Origin of the sequence: Chamaesiphon sp. (assembly GCF_041737865.1) — a bacterium.
In the GTDB taxonomy this organism is placed as follows: domain Bacteria; phylum Cyanobacteriota; class Cyanobacteriia; order Cyanobacteriales; family Chamaesiphonaceae; genus Chamaesiphon.
Window position 1 is genome coordinate 1 of the sequence record NZ_JBGSQZ010000320.1, and the last position, 20,262, is coordinate 20,262.

At 47.1% G+C, this 20,262-nt stretch carries 16 protein-coding genes, 1 tRNA gene and 1 pseudogene; 10 read left to right on the plus strand and 8 right to left on the minus strand.

Features of this window, described 5'->3' with window-relative positions:
- Positions 1–171: 171 nt before the first annotated feature.
- On the minus strand, positions 172–1,458 hold the full coding sequence (locus tag ACEW9J_RS24955) for a TldD/PmbA family protein (RefSeq protein WP_373547770.1): 1,287 nt from the start codon (positions 1,456–1,458) through the stop codon (positions 172–174).
- 158 nt (positions 1,459–1,616) lie between these two features.
- Positions 1,617–2,477 (minus strand): Tab2/Atab2 family RNA-binding protein, encoded by an 861-nt coding sequence (locus ACEW9J_RS24960; RefSeq protein WP_373547771.1) that lies wholly within the window; start codon positions 2,475–2,477, stop codon positions 1,617–1,619.
- Between the two features lie 354 nt (positions 2,478–2,831).
- On the opposite strand from ACEW9J_RS24960, the gene gshA reads away from it, so the two are divergent.
- The 6 genes and pseudogenes from gshA (at position 2,832) to ACEW9J_RS24990 (ending at position 9,510) form a co-directional block, all read left to right on the plus strand.
- Positions 2,832–3,968, plus strand: coding sequence for a glutamate--cysteine ligase (gshA, locus tag ACEW9J_RS24965; protein ID WP_373547772.1), 1,137 nt, complete (start codon positions 2,832–2,834; stop codon positions 3,966–3,968).
- 291 nt (positions 3,969–4,259) lie between these two features.
- Positions 4,260–4,715 (plus strand): tRNA (cytidine(34)-2'-O)-methyltransferase, encoded by a 456-nt coding sequence (locus ACEW9J_RS24970; RefSeq protein WP_373547773.1) that lies wholly within the window; start codon positions 4,260–4,262, stop codon positions 4,713–4,715.
- A gap of 1,364 nt (positions 4,716–6,079) precedes the next feature.
- Positions 6,080–6,466, plus strand: a pseudogene (locus ACEW9J_RS24975) (M23 family metallopeptidase); the annotation flags it as partial.
- Positions 6,467–6,613: 147 nt separating this feature from the next.
- A tRNA-Met gene (locus ACEW9J_RS24980) sits at positions 6,614–6,686 on the plus strand.
- A gap of 142 nt (positions 6,687–6,828) precedes the next feature.
- Positions 6,829–7,842, plus strand: a complete 1,014-nt coding sequence (locus ACEW9J_RS24985) for a WD40 repeat domain-containing protein (protein ID WP_373547774.1) — start codon at positions 6,829–6,831, stop codon at positions 7,840–7,842.
- A 342-nt stretch (positions 7,843–8,184) separates the two neighbouring features.
- Positions 8,185–9,510: a hypothetical protein gene (locus ACEW9J_RS24990; RefSeq protein ID WP_373547775.1), complete on the plus strand. Its 1,326-nt coding sequence runs from the start codon at positions 8,185–8,187 to the stop codon at positions 9,508–9,510.
- 193 nt (positions 9,511–9,703) lie between these two features.
- Here the strand turns inward: ACEW9J_RS24990 and ACEW9J_RS24995 are convergent, their stop codons facing one another.
- Positions 9,704–11,212: a UbiD family decarboxylase gene (locus ACEW9J_RS24995; RefSeq protein ID WP_373547776.1), complete on the minus strand. Its 1,509-nt coding sequence runs from the start codon at positions 11,210–11,212 to the stop codon at positions 9,704–9,706.
- A gap of 144 nt (positions 11,213–11,356) precedes the next feature.
- Entirely contained in the window at positions 11,357–11,644 is a 288-nt protein-coding gene (locus tag ACEW9J_RS25000; RefSeq protein ID WP_373547777.1) for a hypothetical protein, read from the minus strand.
- A 402-nt stretch (positions 11,645–12,046) separates the two neighbouring features.
- Here ACEW9J_RS25000 and ACEW9J_RS25005 point away from each other — a divergent pair, with 402 nt between their 5' ends.
- Together ACEW9J_RS25005 and ACEW9J_RS25010 are read left to right on the plus strand one after the other, a co-directional pair.
- Positions 12,047–12,715, plus strand: coding sequence for a PHP domain-containing protein (locus ACEW9J_RS25005; protein ID WP_373547778.1), 669 nt, complete (start codon positions 12,047–12,049; stop codon positions 12,713–12,715).
- A 215-nt stretch (positions 12,716–12,930) separates the two neighbouring features.
- Positions 12,931–14,253 carry a bifunctional oligoribonuclease/PAP phosphatase NrnA gene (locus ACEW9J_RS25010; RefSeq protein ID WP_373547779.1) on the plus strand — a complete coding sequence of 441 codons (1,323 nt, stop codon included), beginning with the start codon at positions 12,931–12,933 and terminating at the stop codon, positions 14,251–14,253.
- Between the two features lie 139 nt (positions 14,254–14,392).
- Here the strand turns inward: ACEW9J_RS25010 and clpS are convergent, their stop codons facing one another.
- Positions 14,393–14,677 carry an ATP-dependent Clp protease adapter ClpS gene (gene clpS, locus ACEW9J_RS25015; protein ID WP_373547797.1) on the minus strand — a complete coding sequence of 95 codons (285 nt, stop codon included), beginning with the start codon at positions 14,675–14,677 and terminating at the stop codon, positions 14,393–14,395.
- Between the two features lie 532 nt (positions 14,678–15,209).
- Here clpS and purN point away from each other — a divergent pair.
- Positions 15,210–15,860 carry a phosphoribosylglycinamide formyltransferase gene (gene purN / locus ACEW9J_RS25020; protein ID WP_373547780.1) on the plus strand — a complete coding sequence of 217 codons (651 nt, stop codon included), beginning with the start codon at positions 15,210–15,212 and terminating at the stop codon, positions 15,858–15,860.
- Here the strand turns inward: purN and ppk2 are convergent.
- The gene (gene ppk2, locus ACEW9J_RS25025) at positions 15,849–16,724 is read right to left on the minus strand and encodes a polyphosphate kinase 2 (protein ID WP_373547781.1); all 876 of its coding nucleotides are present in this window, start codon (positions 16,722–16,724) and stop codon (positions 15,849–15,851) included. The genes purN and ppk2 overlap by 12 nt on opposite strands.
- Before the next feature lie 61 nt (positions 16,725–16,785).
- Complete coding sequence (locus ACEW9J_RS25030; RefSeq protein WP_373547782.1) at positions 16,786–17,925, minus strand: cob(I)yrinic acid a,c-diamide adenosyltransferase; 1,140 nt, start codon at positions 17,923–17,925, stop codon at positions 16,786–16,788.
- Positions 17,926–18,135: 210 nt separating this feature from the next.
- Between ACEW9J_RS25030 and ACEW9J_RS25035 the strand changes: the two genes are divergently transcribed.
- A complete protein-coding gene (locus ACEW9J_RS25035; protein ID WP_373547783.1) occupies positions 18,136–19,404 on the plus strand; it encodes a valine--pyruvate transaminase in 1,269 nt (422 codons plus the stop codon).
- A gap of 95 nt (positions 19,405–19,499) precedes the next feature.
- Here ACEW9J_RS25035 and ACEW9J_RS25040 read toward each other — a convergent pair whose 3' ends face one another.
- Positions 19,500–20,003 (minus strand): transposase, encoded by a 504-nt coding sequence (locus ACEW9J_RS25040; protein WP_373547784.1) that lies wholly within the window; start codon positions 20,001–20,003, stop codon positions 19,500–19,502.
- Positions 20,004–20,262: the final 259 nt, after the last annotated feature.

The window sequence follows — 20,262 nt, forward strand, 5'->3', positions numbered from 1 at the left end:
TCAAGGGTGTCTGTTCTACAAATTTTTCAAAGATGTCACTAATCATCTTTAATTCCCTCTCTGCTTAGGTTTTTAGCTTTTGAATAAAATTATACTCGGCTTTTTGCCCCATAGTACAACAGCTCACCTTAACAGGGGTACATCTAACACCTAATACCTAAAGCCTAAAGCCTAACCCCTACCCGTCACAGACAACCCCTCGACAATCAACGAAGGCGTGTGACAAGGGCCATTCCAATCGGTATCTGCGCCGATGGCGACGACTTGTTTGAGTGCTGTGTAGACATTGCCGCTTACCATCGTATCCTTGATCCGCCCGCTAATCCGACCATTTTTGACGCGATAACCCAGCTCGACATTGATTGAAAAATCACCAGACATTCCAGCATCATTACCCAAAATTTGGTCGATGATAATGCCTGAATCGAGATGCTTGACTAATTCGGCAAAGCTCCTTGTCCCAGGTGCGATCGTCAGATTGACCAATCCAGGGGTGGGATAACTGCCTAAACCCGATCGAAAGCCATTTCCGGTAGAGCCAGAACCAAGCTGACGACCGATCGTCCGATCGGCATAGAATAAGTTTAGTTTACCTTCATGAATTAGCGTCAAAGTTCGGGTTGGCGAACCCTCATCATCAAAAGGACAACTAAATGGCCCCAGATCTGGTGCTTGAGTGAGCGTGAGCAGGGGAGAAATCACTTTTTGCCCCAACCTGTCGCTCCACGGTGAAGCTCCTTCGAGCACCTGTTTACCATTCATTGCTGCCTGAACGGTGTCCCACAGCATATCCGCTGCCTTGGCGGTAAATAAAACTGGCACTTTGCCTGTGGGTGGGCTGACATTAGTTTTTGCCCACTCCAGTCGTTTGATGACACTCTGGGCGATTTTCGTCGGATCTAGATCGCCTCTTTGAGTTTGACCGTCGCCGACACTCAAAAAATCATCGCCTCGAATCCATTCTACTGCTAGATAGCCGCTCAATGTAGTATCGGTATAACTGCAATCTAGCCCTAGACTATTTACCAGTTTGGTGGTTTCGATATCGCAGTCCCATTGACTGTTACAAAGCACGTCAGGGAAATTCGATCGCACTAATTCGATCGCCGTTTTGCCCATTGCCACCAATTCCTCCCTCGGTATTGTATGACCTAAATCGGGATAGATATTGCGATCGGCTGCATTTAATTCCGGCGTTTCTGGCTCGTTAAGTTGCGATAGTTCGATGCTTTTAGCGACTAAGATCTTTGGCTCGACGGCACCATACGCCACTGCCAGTCCTGGCTTGCCATCTTTCCACAACCGTAGCGCAATTCCTTCGCTCTGAGCTGATTCCAACTGCTTGAGCCGATTTGCTTCAAAGAAAACTGGGCGGGATAGAGATTTAGCTTGATAAACTTCTGCGGCTTCGGCACCCGCTTTGGCAGCTAGATCTAGTAGTTGTTCGGCGATATCCATTGGGGCGATGGGAGATGGGGGGACTGGGGGACTGGGGATGGAGGGACTAGGGGATGGAGGAATTGCACAAAAGGGAAATCATGCCTCAAATCAGCAACGCCCTATTGTCTATCCATATTTCAAGACACCTTCAGCACACTTGTGGCAGCTTTCAACTGTCAACGATCGACTGACTCATACAGTAGCCAAAATCCGGCAAATTCTTCCAGATCGGGATTGGCTTGGATGGCGATAAAGTGAACTCCATTGGCTTGTTGTTTGCTAACTTCAAACCGTGCAGCTTCTTGCTGGGTTGTCCCTTCTAGACGAGCTAAAATCCAGCTTTCACTAGCTCCTGTCTCTAATAGTAGTGTGGATTTTGGTGCGGGTTGATATCGGACTGACACGATTTCCAATCCTGACATCCAAGCGGCGAGTGGTACCGAACGTGGGGAGTAGAGAATCAAACCAGGAATTTGCATCTCTGGAGTGATACCTACCATATCTAATGGGAAAGCTTCCCCGAATCCAATTTCCCAGTCGCTCATATCAGCAAATTCACTGGCTGCTAGACTGACGAATCCCCACTTCTCACCGATGAGAGCTTCAGGGAGCGGTTGGGGCGGATCGGAAAACATCTGCACCGATAAGCTAGCCACAGCTTGATAGTTGGGCTGGCTGGGATAAAATTGCTGCATCCGCTCATCTAACCATTGTCGCAGAGCGATCGATCGCCGACTAGCCGCAGCAGGAACTCCAATATCCTTGCAGGCTTTAGTTATCATATTATTCATCTGTCGCCGAAAAAAGCGAATCCGCTGGGGCGATTGCTTTGCCTCAATCATGGCTGCTTGTAGGGCTTCTCCCAACCACAGCGAGTTGACTTTATCGCTGGGACAATACTGAGCATAACGAAATAGTCCGCTGGCTGGTTGTGCTGTTGTCGATGGACTTTCGCAGATCAACAATTCCCAAACTTTTTTCTGTCGCTCATCAACTAGAGGGCGCGAGTAAAAATCGATTTCCCAAATCACTCCCATTATTTCTGTTGTGCTGCTTGCGTTGTGATTTTTACGATTAGATATCAATTATCGGCGATCGCTGGACGGAAGGGAATAGGCATTGGGGAATAGGCTTTAGGCTTTAGGTTTTAGGTTTTAGGGAATAGGCAAGAGATTTGAGGGTTTGGGTTGGAGGTTGGAGGTTGGAGGTTGGAGGTTGGAGGTTGGAGGTTGCTGCACTAGTTGGTTACGAGTCAATAGAGAGAGATCGAGGGTGCGATCGCAGATTGCCAAAGCAAAACCGCTATGATTACTTATAAACGTCAAGCCTAACGCTCGAAATTTCAAGCCTAAAGCCTAAAGCCTAAAACCTAAAACCTAAACCCTACCCCCATGCTGCTTTCCAAAGGATTTGAAATTGAAGTCTACACGGGTACTCCCCAAGGAGAGATTGTCGGTTTATCCGATCGAATTGTGGCGGATTTGGACGGGTTTATCATCGAACCGGATAGTCGCAATGTTGAATATACTACCGCTCCGTTCACTTCATACGAGCGGTTACTGTGTGCATTAGTCTCACCGCGCCGCCAGTTGCGTGCTTATCTCCAGCGGATTGGTGACTATACGTTGATTCCAGGTAGCACTCTATCGCTGGGTGGGACGGATAAATTTTACCGTTCCGATCCTGAAAATCCCTATCATACCTATATCGAACAGACTTACGGTACCAAAGTCGTCACCGCCAGCGTCCACATCAATATCGGCATTAGCGATCCAGAATTGCTGATGCGCGCCTGTCGGCTAGTGCGAGTTGAAGCTCCGCTATATCTGGCATTGAGCGCAGCTTCGCCTTTCCTCGACGGTGTACCTACAGGCTACCACTCCACTCGGTGGGGACTGTTTCCCAAGACACCAGCCCATGTCCCGTTATTTGAGAGTCACGCGCACCATATCAAATGGGTGAACGAACAATTAGAGCAAAAAACGATGCAAAATGTTCGTCATCTCTGGTCATCAGTTCGTCCTAACGGCGATCGCCGCCCCTACAATCTCAATCGCCTCGAATTGAGAATTTGTGACCTAATCATCGATCCGCTTGCCTTACTGGCCGTTACTAGCCTGATTGAAGCGAGATTGTGGCAACTGATTGCCGATCCAAGTCTAGATCCGCTAGGAATGAGTAGTTTATCCGCCCAGGAATTAGTCCACCTCGCCGACGAAAATGAAATGTTGGTGGCTAAGTCTAGTCTGGATGCTACTCTCAGACATTGGCAGGATGGTCGATCGATTACCGCTCATGACTGGAGCGAGGAACTTTATGGTGAGGTCTATGGATTTGCCAAGCAACGCGGCTTTGCTTGCTTCCTATCGCCTGTGAAAAAGATTCTCCGCGAGGGCAATACCGCTCAACAATGGCTACGAATGTTCGATCGAGAACCTGATGCCAAAGCAATCGTGATCGATGCGATCGATCGGGTCGAACAGCAGGAGATAGAATTGGATCGTTATATCTGTCAATCTGTTGCTTAGAAAGGGTTGATGCGGAGGGGGCGAAAGAGAATTGTCGATCGAGATCGTCCTTTGTGGTAGCGTCGGTGCCGAATCGAGCTAACCCCCTGCTACCTCCCAACGCCAAATTCCAACTGATTTAAAATTCCAATCAATCCAGCACACGGCTCAAACATAAAGAAAATCTATATATTACAGAAGATTGCAAATTCTCGACCGAATCACTACAACCTAGATCCAGCAAATACTTAGATCACCTTTCACCCATCAAATCGACTAAACCTCAATTTTCTGTCTGCCAATTTTCAACTTATGCCTCAGCTAGTTTTAGTCAATCCTCAAATTCCGCCCAATACTGGAAATATCGCGCGAACGTGCGCCGCTACTCGCACTCAATTACACTTAGTCGGGCCGTTGGGCTTTGAAATCACCGATCGTTACCTCAAACGAGCTGGATTAGACTACTGGCCTTATGTCAGTCTCAAAATCCATCCCTCGATCGACGCATTTATTGAATTTCGGCTCCAACAACCTGGACGGTGGGTGGGCTTTAGTGTTAGAGGTAGCTGTAGTCACTTTAAATTTCAGTTTCAGGCTGATGACTGGTTACTGTTTGGCAGTGAAACTAACGGACTGCCCGACCAAATTCTGGAACACTGTGCTGCGACAGTATATATTCCCATGAGCGAACCAGGTGTGAGAAGTCTTAATCTCTCTGTGAGTGCTGCTATTGGACTATTTGAGGCTCGCCGTCAACTCGACCTGTAAACGTAGGTGTAGCGGATACATCCCAGACAGGATATACAATACCGAGTCAATCCACACTAAGAGATTTTTGGGGCGATTTTTACACGAGTAGTTTTGACAGTATCGCTGATTTTAGATAAGCAATTTCTATCATTGATATGGTGAATTTATCTAAATTAAATTAGTAATTACTTATTCAATCGATCGTTTAGCACCCAAGTAGAAGATTGCGAAAATTTAGAGATAATTACCATCGAAAGCAATACTGAGCTTGACAATTTTCCGATTTTTCGATCCCAATGTTGGGATCGAAATAGCTCTATGTAAATATACGGTTGTCCTTTGCATCAATGCTCATCCCGATCGTCGATTAATCTGCTGTTTGAAGTCGGTTTAGTGCGGTAGAAGCCAAGCCAATCATCGATTTGACACCGATTGGCTTCGGTGCAAAGCGAAGACTTGCATAGCTTAGAATCAAATTTATCAATCTTGAAAGTGAAATTAAACACCCGATCGAATCTCAAAAAACTTGCAAATTGTTGCATCTTAACTTAAAGTAACCTTAGCGATCCCCGTCGCTGTCAGCACACGGTAATCCATCGTTTTTGAGGTAAGTCGATCTGAAGATCGATTTACCCAAATCCAAAGGTGAAAATCAGTTTGGATTAAATTGCCGTCGTGCTGATATTATTTGGTGTGAGGTCAAAGTGAGATCGGTTAGCAGGGAGTTCAGCTTAGACAAATTCGTCTGTGCCAACTAATGTAGTAATCAAATTTAGGAGACATTCTCGTTGAAAACCGAAATTACGCAGCAGGTTAAATTAGCTCATTCCCTGAACGAGCGTCAGGATGTGCCGACGACCGCATCGTCCCCCACAATTCTCGATCGACCATCAGGTTTGGTAAAGATTGCCGCTGTATTGGGTAATTATCGGAGCCGTACCTCAGCCATGCTGCTGGGACTGGCAGTTTTGATGGGAATATCTAGTATTCCGGCTAACTATCCTGATATCGCCGCAGCCAAATCAGCGCAAACTACGAACCTAACGCCGCTTCGACCTGGATCGTCGGCACGCTCTAGTAGTACGGATAGATACATAGAGCAATTACGGAGTGGTGTCTCACAGATGCAGACACCGCAGCCAGTATCGATCGATCGATCGATCGCACCACGTTTTTATCCATCGTCGGTTGCCAATCGCACTGACATTAACACTCTAGCGCAGCCTAATGTTGGTGTCTCGATCCCGCTCGATGTTGGGGCACCAAAAATTAAAACCTTTAATGCTGCTAATTCACCGTCATATTACGCTCCCAATAATGTCGGATCTGACGGTGAGTTTAACAACCCTGAAGATCGTCTGCCTACCAATGGCACTGGTATAACAACGCTCGGCTATTCCTGGCCAGCCATCGGTACCCTCACATCAAGGTTCGGTCGTCGCTGGGGTAGAATGCACAAAGGAATCGACATCGCTGGCCCCATCGGCACCCCGATCAATGCCGCCGCTGATGGGATTGTCATCGCCGCAGGTTGGAATTCAGGTGGGTACGGTAATTTGGTAGAAATCAGACATGGCGATGGTACCACTACCCGCTACGGGCACAATAGTCGGTTGTCAGTAAGTATCGGTCAAACAGTTCGTCAGGGTCAGCAAGTCGCTCAGATGGGTAGCACAGGACATAGTACTGGCTCTCACTTGCACTTTGAAATTCGTCCTAGTGGTGGATCTGCTGTCAATCCGATGGCTCATCTTCCAGCCAATAGCTAAAGAATGAGAGTTAACCAATCTGCATCTTAGGAGGATATGGTGAAATTAGCGATCGAGATTGAGATTGACGACTCTGAAAAATATTTAATGCAAATTGACTAGCCAAGCTGCGTTACTCATGTTATGCTGGGATACGTTAAATAAATTGGCTCAATAGCTCAGTCGGTAGAGTAGGGGACTCATAAGCCCTTGGTCGTCAGTTCAAGTCTGACTTGAGCCATATTTCAATCGGTTACCAGTTGTACTGAATCCTAACTTGAATTATTCAGGTGAGGCGGTTTAACTGGTAATTTGCATACATTTGTTTCGATTCAAACGGTGTTGCTAGCAACTTCCATCATTGCCCAAATCGCTGACTCAGTATGGAATTACAGTTAGCTTGGCAAGGTCAAATCAGTGATTTTGTGACTGGCTTGGTGTATGCACCAGACGGTCGGGGTTGGGCTGCTAGTTCGGCGGCGGGGGAGGTCATCTGGGTACCTGGAGACAGTGAACCAGTGGTATTGCAGGCAGCAGATGGATACTCTATCGATCGGATTGCCTTTAGTGCCGATGGCGATTGGCTAGCTGCTGGTGGGCAAGCGGGACGGTTATTAATTTGGCATTGTGAGGATGTCAATACCCCGCCACAGTTAGTCGATATTAGTGTCGATCGATGGATCGAGCAGCTAGTTTGGCATCCAACTAAGCCATACCTAGCCGTAAGTTATGGTTCACAAGTGCAAATCTGGGATGTCCCAAAGTCTACTGAGATCGTCGCCTGGAAATTTGCCAAATCATCAGTCTTCGATCTAGCATGGCATCCAGCGGGGGAATATCTGGCGGTAGCTGGATACAAAGGTGTCAAAATTTGGTCTCCCAAAGAGCGGACAAAAACCTATAGCCTAAATGTAGACACGGCTAGTCTCAATATTGCTTGGTCTAGAGATGGTCGCTATCTGGCTGCGGGCAATCTCGATTGCACCTTGACAATCGTGGATTGGCATCACCCAGACGATCCGTGGACTTTGCAAGGATGCCCTGGCAAGGTTCGCCAACTTAGTTGGCTAGCCGGAACTACCACTCCCTGTCTAGCGGTAGCCAGTGGGACAGCGATCGTGCTCTGGAACTTAAATTCCGATGCAATGTGGGATGGTCAGCTTTTAGAAGGTCATCAGGAGATTGTGGTAGCACTTACCGCTCACCCTCACGCACCCATCTGGGCATCCGGCGGTGCCGACGGCTATACCTGCCGATGGTCAGCACAGGGAGATCTCGAACAAATCCTGACTCAGAGCCTCAGTAAAATTACTGCCTTAGCATGGCATCCTCATCACCTGTACTTAGTCACAGGTAGTCAGACTGGCGCGATTCAACTGTGGATAATCCCCGTGTAAATACTGATGGGGCTATAAAAAAATCGTGATACAATCGTGGTATTAAGAGCGTACTGTTGAGATCTATCCAATTTTATTTGGAATTAATGTGATGAAGATTGTCCAAAACGATGGTCATCGCAGCCAATCAAATTTGGGTAGTCAGTGGGTCTAAAATCCAGTTACTACCGTTGTTCCATCTGCCAATCGATTAGAAAACGTAGGTACGATTTCATTATAACTTTCATTTACTTTGTAGCAGATTTAGCTTAGGAACGCGATCGGCTCGTGTCCAGCAGAGTTAGTACTAACTCTGAAAGTGACAGCAACTAAAAATTTCTACTATATAGAGTTAATTCAAAGATGTTAAAAATTTGGCTTACTTGGTTACAACCTAGTCTGGGCTTATTGGGAACAGCGTTATTACTATCAGAACCCTTCTGTACTTACGCCGCAACCAAACCATCAGCAATTCGCCATACTGGTAAAACTTCAACCCAGTCTCAATGGAGTAATGCCACTATTGGTACGACGATCGATAAAGATCTATTAACTGGGATTCCGGCAACTCCAGACTTCGCCGTACGTCAACTAGCCATCAATGCGATGGCGAAGTCTGGAAGTCTTTCAGCTAGCGACGCTACGACACTTCGTCAGAGCAACCACAATACTCTAGCAGGTTTCATCTCACCATCGACCAGACCGCAGCATTTATCAGCTAAAGCTACCAAGCTAGCCAAGTCACGGCAGGTAAAGAACTCCATCTCCCTCGCCTTAGCCCGTGCAATTAATCCCCAAACGGCGATACCAGTACCAGGATTGTTTATTGGTAATTCTAGCGATCGTGTAGCAAAACGGATTTTATCTACTGCGACAGGTACTCGATCGATTGCTGCCACTGAGATTGGCGCACCGACACCTTTGTCGGCGATGATGGCAAAGGCGGCGATTGGGCAAAGCCCACGCTTCGCGAACGATCCGTTTCCCGTAGTACGTCCAGACACGATGCAGAAGCTGCAACAGACTCCAGTAACTGCTAGTGCTACCACCAAGAGGGCACCGTACGCTCTAAATCCGATTGCCGCAATTCCGTCAGTACGACCTCGCGCTGTAGCATCTAAATCGATCGTGCCAAAAACGACTACAACCCAACACTCGCTCGATCCGATTGCCGCTATTCCCTCTGGACTACAACGGTTGTTAGCTAACAATCTCAACAGTCAGCCGATAGTTGCCAGTGCTTCAGTAGCAAAAGCAATTAGTATCAAACCCCGCGCAGTACTGGCTCTAAAACAGTTAGCATCTCGGACAGTCACAGCACCATCGATTAGTGCCAACAGTCTCCAATTAGCTACCGCCCAAGCCTACACCAGCGTACCAAAATTTGATATTCCTGGTGAAAAATTAGTAGCTACTAAACCGATGAAATCTTTTGTTAACCTGCTATTCGTCAAGCGTTCCAACTTGACTACCGCAGCCGTGACTCGCAAGAGTAACTACACCGCAATCTTCACACCTACTCCAAGACAGTCTTGGACAGTAGTTACTCAACATCACAACTTAGGTGGTTTGATTTTAGGATCTCAACCACTATCAACCATGTCTAAAGTGGTCGTCTCTCCTGCGATTACCCGCGCAACTTCGGCATCTGCCGGACTACCCGCCAGAAAGCTAACCAACTTTAACTAGTAGTCATAGTAAACAAAGATTAGCTTTACAAAGTAGGGGAGGGGAGATCGATCTCCCCTCCCCTTTTTTAACTTGAGTTGGCAATACGAAGAGCTTAGAGACTAAAATCTCTGCTCATGATGCAGAGTCAGGCCATTGCAGCGAGCGGCAACAGCCTGCCTACGCGGACTGGGAAATTGATTTGCTGCTCTAGTTATTTCATATCGTAGCCAAATAAATTGGCATTGACTTCATCTAGATTGATATCTGCTAGCCCATACTCAGCCCAACGTCTATCTACTATCGCCGCCATCGCTGGATCGGGTTCTAACTGTTCCCCCCATTCAGCTTCAGTTTCGGGATAAACTTTGGTTGTTGCATCGATGCCCATCCGGCTACCTAGCCCCACTTTCGGGGTAGCAAAGTCGAGTTTATCGAAGGGGGTATCGGGGATGATAAATACATCCCGCTGGGGATCGACTTTAGAACTGATTGCCCAGACTACTTGGCGTGGGTCGCGGATATTGATATCCTTATCGACGACGATCACAAATTTAGTGTAGGTAAATTGGGGTAGGGCACTCCAGAATGCGAGTGCAGCGCGTCTAGCTTGTCCTGGATAGGCTTTATCGATCGAGATAATTGCCGCTTTATAACTCAATGCCTCCATCGGCAAGAAGAAATCTACAATTTCTGGTACCTGTTGGCGTAAGATCGGTGTATAAATCCGGTTGAGAGCGATCGCGATCATCGCTTCTTCCTTGGGTGGACGACCGCTGAAAGTAGTTAGATAGATTGGATTCTTGCGGTGGGTCATGCAATTGAATCGAATCAATGGGCATGATTTGGATTGGTTGTAATAACCCATGTGATCCCCAAACGGGCCATCAACCATTTCTTCCCCTGGCGTAATTGTCCCTTCGAGGACAAATTCTGAGTCAGCAGGTACTTCTAGATCGACTGTTTTACATTTGGCTAGTTTGATCCCACCACCACCATACAGCCCAGCAAATAACCACTCCGATAGATCCATCGGAATCGGCGTAGCGGCTGCCATAATTACGAGGGGATGTACGCCTAAAGCGATCGCAATTTCTAATTTTTTACCCCGTTCGGCTGCTTTGCGGAGGTGACGCGCTCCACCACGTACGGACAACCATTGAACGGTCATCGTATTTTTAGATTGCAACTGGAGCCGATATACGCCGATATTTGGCGTACCCGTTTCACAATCTTTGGTAATTACCAATCCTAAGGTAATAATTTTCCCCGCATCGCCACCGTAAGGGCGAATTAAGGGCAGGCTATTTAAGTCTAGGTCATTTCCCTCGATTACAACTTGTTGACAGGGTGGGAAGTAATCTCGACTCGGTTTGGCTTTGAGAACATCGAATAATACTTTGCCAAACTCGACTGCTTGATCGATCTTTTTGGGCGGTTTGGGCTGCTGGAGCATTGCCAATTTTCGTCCCAGATCCTCTAGTTCCTGAGGTTGTTTCATATTCATCGCCCAGCAGATCCGTTCTACTGTGCCCATGATATTGACTGCTACCGGATATTTGGCACCCTTGACATTTTCAAATAGTAACCCTGGGCCACCACACTGCAACATCCGATTGGCGATTTCGGCAATTTCTAAGTCGGAGTCTACTAGGGTTTTAATCCGCCGTAGTTGTCCCCGTTTTTCGAGTACATCTAAAAATTCTCTGAAGTCCTCCGCCATGCGATCGCCCAATGTAAAGTTATGTCTCTATTGTATAGGGAGTTGGGGGATAGGGGGATGGGGAGGCTGAGGCACTGGAAGTAATTGAGGACGCTTGTGTCCAGGCTTAATCTTGACTAAAACCTAAAACCTAAAGCCTAAAACCTAATTCCCCTTAGGAGTCCTGCGATTGTAGAAAACGTAGGTATCAAAGAGTGCGCCGACAAATCCGCAAACTAAACCGATGGTCAACATCCCTTGCACGGCAGAGCCGCCACCAAATGTATCGAGAAAGGCAAGTAACATTGTTGTTGGTACTTGACCGATCGAACCGACACCAGGAATACAAGCCAATAGCCATGTGCTTGCCAGAGAGCCAGACATCAGTAGCATCGGTGCAAAGAAGCTCGCTAGCGCAGCCAGGAATAAAGAACGTAGGAAGTTTGATGACACGATCGGCCTCACCCGCCTGATGGCTGAAAGAACTCAAGTGCTAGCTCTAGCACTTCCGTATATCATAAATTAGCAAGGTTGAGATCGTTCAAATCTGTGAGAAATCTTAAAATATCCTTAAACTTTTTAATCGAAAATGAAAAACATTCAGAAAATTCCTGCAACCTAAGCTAGGCAAAGCATTAATAACTGAGTGGAGCAAAACTAACCCGAACTCGATCGCCCACAGACCGCTACAATTAAAGCAGAATCATCTCCAACTTGCCAAATCATGAGAGAGCGATCGATGCTATTCTCATAAAGTTTTGCAACGATTGGGGTAATCTGAATATATAGAGATCGCCAAATTTTTACGGAATCACCTGGACAGTCGTAGGCAACTACCATCGTACATCCCAAGTTATGGAGCACCAACACTCAGCACAAAACATCACTTTACTGCGACAAGTCTTTACCAACATTCAGGCTGATAGTTGTCCTAAGCATTACAATTTCCACATGCACACCAATTGCTCTGATGGAAAACTCACGCCAGAAGCCTTGATGGCACAGGCGGTTGAGATTGGGTTGCAGGGGATGGCGATTACAGATCATCATTGTGTTGATGGCTATTATCGGGCTGCTAAATGGTTGGAAATCGACGGGATCGATCGCCGCCCACATTTGTGGACGGGAATTGAAATTACGGCGTATTTACCCCCAGTAGATGTACACATCCTCGGCTATGGCTTCGATCCGCTCGAACCAAGTTTGGCTCCATATCTGACTGGAAGGGAACCTAGAGGTGTTGATGCTCGTGCAGAACGGGTAATCGCAGCACTACATCGGGCTGGAGCGATCGTGGTGTTGGCTCACCCATCGCGGTACCGTCGATCGCCAGAGGAACTGATTCCCACGGCTGTATCATTGGGCATTGATGGTGTCGAGACTTATTATGCCTACAACAATCCCCAGCCCTGGATTCCTAGCTTTGAGCAGACAGAGACAGTCAAACGCTTGGGCAAGAGTTACAACTTGCTGCATACCTGCGGTACGGATACGCATGGATTGAATTTGTTACAACGGCTGTAGGTGGAATTCGTGCTTTATTTGTCACACATTAGGACGATACTAAGTCAGTTAGCAGCAGTCGATCGGTTTAGAAGGTAGCAATAGAAGACTCACAGCTACTGTCAGTAATCGATAGTAGGATCTATGATTTAGAGTTAGGTAAAATCGCTAATTGCCAATCCGATCGCAGTTGTTTATGATAGTCAGATAGAGATATTATACCTCTGCTGAATTAGATGTCTTTAAATTCGATTAAGCCTCTCAACGGTCAAGCTTCAGGGATAGATATGAATTCTGTACGTGGAATGCTCGAAATGACAATGCCGACAGATACTGATGTCGAGCATCCAGAACTTGTACTAGATAGTGAATCTGCTCACACGATCGGCACCTCAGCAACGCTGACATTGCCAGTCTCTAATGGAGCTGCTACACTCGATCGTCGTAGCGATTTGCCTTCAGAAGATATTCGAGTTGCAGCCCTAAAAGCAACACTAGAACGGCATCGTGGGGAACGCCAAATTGTTTTATTACAAGACTTTCCCGATCCTGATGCTCTGTCTGGAGCTTGGGCATACCAACTGATCGCCAAGCAATACAATATCAACTGCGATCTAGTCTACGCTGGTGCGCTCAGTCACCAAGAAAATATCGCCCTTGTCAAACTGACAGGATTACCCACCAGGAAGATCGCCTGTGCAAATCTCAAGGAAAAAGATTTAGCCAACTACCAAGGCTGCGTACTGATTGATAACCAAGGTACCACCTGTCAGTTGTTAGAATCAGTCAGACAAGCTGGAATTCCGATTACAGTTATTATCGACCACCACAGTCTGCAAGAAGATCTGAATGCCGAATTTGTGGATATTCGTCCCTCTACTAGGGCGACAGCGACAATTCTGACTCAATATCTCCAAGCGGGACTGCTCAAGCTCGACAGCAGCATTAGCGAACATGTCAAATGTGCTACGGCACTGATGCACGGGTTGCGATCTGATACAAATCGCTTGATGCAGGCACAGGAAGAAGACTTTTTAGCCGCAGGGTATCTGAGCCGCTTTTATGATGCTCAATTGCTCAATGCGATCCTGCAAGTACATCGATCCAAACGGGTGATGGAGGTGATTCAGAGATCCCTTACCAATCGCGTCGTGCAGAATAATTTCTCGATCGCAGGTGTGGGCTATTTACGCTATGAAGAGCGCGATGCAATTCCTCAAGCTGCGGATTTCCTCGTGACTGAGGAGAACGTCCATACGGCGGTTGTATACGGCATCGTCCGCGATGAGGATGATGAAGTCGAATTGGTGATTGGTTCCCTCCGCACGTCCAAATTAACCCTCGATCCAGACGAGTTTATTAAGGAAGCCTTTGGCAAAAATAGCGAGGGACGTTTCTTTGGGGGCGGACGATTTACCGCTGGTGGGTTTGAGATTCCGGTAGGTTTCTTGGGTGGGTTTAATGAGAATTCGGATTTTTCTAAGCTCAAGTGGGAAGTATTTGACAACCAAATTAAGCAGAAGTTGATTAAATTGGTGAATCCTACGGATAGTTATTAAACTAATTGATAATTGATAATTGATAAAACGAGACAGCGAGGGATTTAGGGTAGGGGCGATCGATCGATTGCCCCATGTTCGAGTAGTATTTGACGTCATTTATGCTGGTAGCGATCGCTGGATGGAGTACAGCTTAAACCTAATCGGCTGGCTCGATCGTACTGGTAAGACCGTGACTTTTCAAGACTTCGGAATAGTGCTCGGCGTGTTCTTGGGCGCAAGTGATGACTAGTGCCATGCCATATTGATGGGCTTCCATCATGATATTGATGGCATGAGGTGCTGACATGTTTGGAATGCTAGTTGTTAACACCTCAACTACATGTTCCATCGCATTAAAGTCATCATTGTGTAACAAGACGCGATAATTAGGTGCAAGTTTGCGGGCTGTTGATGGTTTCTCGATCGTTTCTGTATAGCTCATATTTTGATAGTTGATAGTTGATAGTTGATAGTTAATATTTGACAGCTTGCGAGACTTGGACTGAGCGAAGTCGTTGGCGTAGCTTTGGCGACAGTGAGCCGTTGGTGGTAGCCTACTGTAGGCATAGTGTTGACAGTTGTGGCTCGATCTCTGGGTGTTTGCTCTAGATCGATCGGGAAAAGACACACAGTTAGAGGGATTAAACCAGGGAATTACGAACAGGCAATCTGTCGATTATTTTTATAGTTTACCCATTCTGAGATCGCATCTTCAAGTCGATCGGATCGCAGTTTAACTATTTTGTAGTCTATGTCGATTCGTGGTTAACAAAGGACAGAAGCTATGGCTTCGGGGTTGAAATCCCCAGCAGGACAACCAAATTATCAATTAATTTAATAGCGGTGCTGGCTGGTAAGGGCGATATTTCTGCCGCAGATGGGCTTAAAATGGATAGACTGTCGAAAAGCTCTCTACATACGATCTTTTAGTGGCAATAGACTGGGATTTGCTCGATCTTCACACATACGCATCCATGACTGATACACCAAGCCTCATCTCACCTATGCCTACAACTGTACCTGAAGATCGATTCCCAGCGATCCTCGGCATGATGGCATCTGGAAGTGGTAGTAACTTTGAAGCAGTGGCTCGATCGATCGACAGCGGCGATTTAAATGCCAAGATTGCCCTACTGATTCATAATAAGCCAGAAATCAAAGCGATCGAGCGGGCACACCAAAGAGGTATCCCGACAGTTTTTCTCGACCATCGCAATTATCTCACACGCGAGGAACTCGATCGAGCGATCGTCACTACCTTTCGAGCGCATCAGGTGGAATGCGTGGTAATGGCTGGTTGGATGCGGGTGATTACCCAAGTGCTGATTGATGCTTTTGGCGATCGGATCGTCAATATTCACCCGAGTCTACTCCCCAGTTTTCCAGGGATTAACGCGATCGAGCAAGCCCTAGCGGCAAAAGTTAAAATTACAGGCTGTACCGTCCATCTCGTCAGTCTAGAAGTTGATGCTGGGCCGATTTTGGTTCAAGCAGCCGTACCAGTTTTAGCTGATGATACAGCCGCAACTCTCCACGCACGGGTACAGATTCAGGAGCATCTGATCCTACCTCAAGCGATCGAAATACTAGCTACTCGGCTCGCACTCGCCCAGCTAAGACGGTAAATCGATTTGGGGGACAAAAAACTGCTCGTTGAGTGGTGGACGCACGTAGTCATCAGGAGCGATCTTACGCGGTGGTAGTTTGAGGGGTTCGGGTGTCATATCCACGTAGGGAATTTTGCTCAATACATGACTGATGCAGTTGAGCCGAGCGCGTTTTTTGTCGTCGGCTTGAACTGTAAACCAGGGTGCTTCAGGAATATTGGTATGGGCAAACATATTGTCTTTAGCTTGGGAAAACTCTACCCAACGATCGCGCGATTCCAAATCCATCGGGCTGAGTTTCCAGCGACGAGCCGGATCTAGCGTCCGCGATTGGAAGCGTCGCTCTTGCTCGTCATCGCTGACAGAGAACCAATACTTTAGGACAATCATCCCCGATCTAACCAACATCCGCTCAAATTCTGGACAGGTTTGCATGAATTCCTGATACTGTTCGTCATTACAAAAACCCATCACATGCTCTACCCCTGCGCGGTTGTACCAACTGCGATCGAAACAGACGATTTCACCTGCGGCGGGGAGATGAGCGACATAGCGTTGGAAGTACCATTCGGTCTTTTCGCGATCGCTAGGCGTTCCCAGGGCTACAACCCGACAGCCACGGGGATTGAGCGGTTCGGTAATGCGTTTGATCGTGCCGCCTTTCCCCGCTGCATCGCGCCCTTCAAATAAAATCACAATCCGGGTACCAGTATGTTTTACCCAGTATTGCATTTTTACCAATTCTACTTGCAGATGAGCAAGCTCTTGTTCATAGACTGCGGTGGAAAGTTTGGAGCTGCCTTCGCCCTCAGAGATGTGGTACGACAATTGTTGTGTTGGCGAGGGCTGAGTTTTGTCCTGTTTTTTGGATTTTTTTGGCATAATATGGGACGCAGAGGGGGAGGAGAGCGCGGAGGGGTTGTTTGTGGGTGCTTTAGGCTGGTTAGAAGTCTACGCCTCTTCTCAAATCTACACCGCGATCGGCATAATGTTTGTGACAGATCATTTCGGAGTGGACGCTGGCAATGTTGAAGTAGGCGGGGGTGTTGAAACAGCGTCCGGTAATAATTACTTGTGTGTGCTGTGGTTTATTTGTCAGGGTGCGAACGATCGGTTCTTGGGGGAGGAGATCGAGGTCTACAGTGGGGTTTAATTCGTCGAGAATGACTGTTTTATAGAGTCCCGATGCGATTGCACTACTAGCGATTTCCCAGCCCCTTTGAGCCTCTACGTAGTCGATATCCTGTTGTTTGCCCCGCCAGACGATCGCATCGCCCCCACACCGATGGTGATCGACTAGTTGAGGATAGCTTTTTTTGAGGGCATCGATCGCGGCATCTTCTGTATAGCCTGTGCCGCCTTTGAGCCATTGGACGATCAGGACGCGATGGGACTCAGATTCATCTTGACTGATGCCTCGCCCGATCGCTTGTAGTGCTTTGCCCAGGGCACTTGTAGATTTACCTTTGCCTGCACCTGTATAGATTTCAATCCCTTCAATGCCTTGGGCTGCGGCTTCGGGGTGATAGTGCGCTTTCATCTCTGAGTGCAGATCGGCGATTTCGATCAGAGCGGGGGGTGCATCTCTCCCGGTGACAATTACTTCGAGATGGTTGGGTTTGGATTGGAGCATTTCGACGATTTCGGCGACGGGAAGCAAGCCTAAATCTAGGGTGGGATTTAATTCATCCAGCACGATGACTGAATATAAATCTGAATAAATCGCCCCTTTGGCTACCGCCCAAGCGCGACTGGCTTCGGCTCGATCGAAATCAATAATTTCATCCCGTCCAAAATATTCGGATCGTCCAGTGCGGACTCGATCGATCAAGTGTGGGAAACTCTTTCTCAATGCGGCGATCGCTGCATCCTCATCATAATCCCGCTCCGAACCTTTCAAGAACTGAAGTAATAAAATTCGGGTATCGGCACCTGCTTCAATCCCCAATCCGATCGATCGTAATACTACCCCTAATGCTGCTTGGGATTTGCCTTTGCCCGTGCCATCATAAACGTGAATCTGTCCGTCTGCACGTTCTTTGCGTTTGGTTGCCGTCCGAATCCCAATCCCAACTCTACTCACTTAAATTTAACTCCTAATTGATCGGTTATCAGCGATCGATCTGGGTGAAATGCCATTTACACTCATTAACGTAGCCTCCCCGCTGGAGCATCGCTATTTCGGATCGATCGAGTGGAAGAGACTTCCACGCTCACTGATTATAGACAACTTAGCAGAATGGTTGTTTATAATAGCCTTAACATCTGCTCGATTGTCCACCAACAAATGATTATGAACCTCGCACTATCTCAAATCGGTACCCAAATGTCTAACCTGACTGGTGTTCGTGCCATCATGAAAGATATCCAAGAAACTCTCACAGCTAGAAAAGGTCAAGAGTTTATCAATCTCAGTGCGGGTAATCCAGTTATCCTACCGGAGATCGAGCAGATGTGGCGGGATTACACGATCGAATTGTTAGATAGTCCCGACTATGGTGAGGTTGTCTGTCGGTATGGTTCGAGTCAAGGTTATCAACCATTAATCGATGCTGTAGTCACCGATTTTAATCATCGCTACAACCTCAATTTGACCTTTCGCAATGTCCTAATTACCCCTGGTAGTCAAAGTTTGTATTTTTATGCAATTAATGCCTTTGGTGGGCAGACAGCAGGGGGGATGAAGCAGGTAGTTTTACCACTGAGTCCTGATTATACGGGTTATGGCGGGATGGCGATCGTCCCCGACTCAATATTTGCCTACAAGCCAACTTTAGATATCGATGCGGCAAACCATCGCTTCAAATATCGGCCTGATTTTAGTCAGTTACGCATCGGTGAAGATACTGGGTGTGTCTTATTTTCCCGTCCCTGCAATCCCACGGGAAATGTCTTGACTGATGAGGAAGTCTACAAAATCGCCGATCTCGCAGCTAGTTATGATGTGCCAGTACTGATTGATTCGGCTTATGCACCACCATTTCCCAGTTTAAATTTTACGGAGATGACCCCGATCTTTGGGGACAATATCTTGCACTGTATGAGTCTTTCCAAAGCCGGATTACCTGGCGAAAGAATTGGGATCGCCCTCGGTAGTGAAAAATTGATTGGAATCCTAGAATCATTCCAAACCAATATGTGTATTCATTCGTCTCGCTACGGACAAGCAATCGCCGCTAAAGCCGTTGCTAGTGGTAGATTGGCAGATTTAGCCACTACTGTGATTCGACCTTATTATCAACAAAAATTCGCCGTGCTCGAAGCAGGTTTAACCAAATTCATGCCTCAGGATCTGCCGTGGTATCTCCACCGTGGTGAAGGCGCAATTTTTGCCTGGATGTGGTTCCAAGATCTCCCCATCACCGACTGGGAGCTATATGAAGCCCTCAAACAAGTTGGGATCATCGCTGTCCCTGGTAGTTCGTTCTTCCCTGGATTGCGCGAAGACTGGGCACACAAGCAGCAGTGTATTCGGATCAGTCTAACTGCTGGTGATGCGGAAATTGCGACCGCAATGGAGCGATTAGCGGCGGTGGTGACGGGAGTTTATCGCGGGAATTAGGCATTAGTAGATTTGTAGGTTGGGTTGAGAGCAGCGAAACCCAACATCACCAACATCGATTACCTACCAAAGAGAATCGGCTCAACCCACGATTTTCAAGAACCCCAATCTAAAGTGTAAATACCCTGCCCAACGTGGTGATGAAAACTCGAAAATTGCCAATCCTTTGGAGAGTGAACTAACTTGTGCTTGACCCGATTGTAGTGAATATAATCAAAATGATGGATAAAGTCTAGCTCATCTTGAATTTGATGTTCCCAAAAGCGACGTTGCCAAATCGCTTGTTCTCGCTTGTCGAATCTAGATGCGGATATTTCACAGTTATATTGCTCTTGACAATGGCGTGTAAAATAACTCTTGAGCAATCGCCATCTGGTTGAAAAATCATCACCTGTGGGTGGTAGCGTCCATAAACAATGAATATGCTCTGGTAAAATCGCGATTGCATCGATAATAAACGGGTGAGAGCTTTTTACATATCGAAAAGCATCGCGTAACAGAGCGATATTTTCAGGTTCGCACAGAAATTGTCGGCGGTTATGAGTGACAACAGTGAAAAAGTAAGTGCCGCCTGCTACCTTCGCTCTACGATATTTCATCTGACAATTCTGGAACTCTAATTAACGTAGACCGATCGAGGGCACATTAAAAGAGCATAATTGCTGAAATTCAACCCATATTTTCGCGTAGGTTGGGTAGCGGATGCGCGCCCGCCTTTGTTTCCCGACGGTTTGCGGAAAGTGCGGTCTTGGGGTTTCCCCAAGTGGAGTACCTTTCCAAGACAGCGGCGTTTTTATTCGGGGGGAACCCCCGAATAAAAAAACGACAAGACAGCGCACCAAGCAGAGTGAAGCGAAA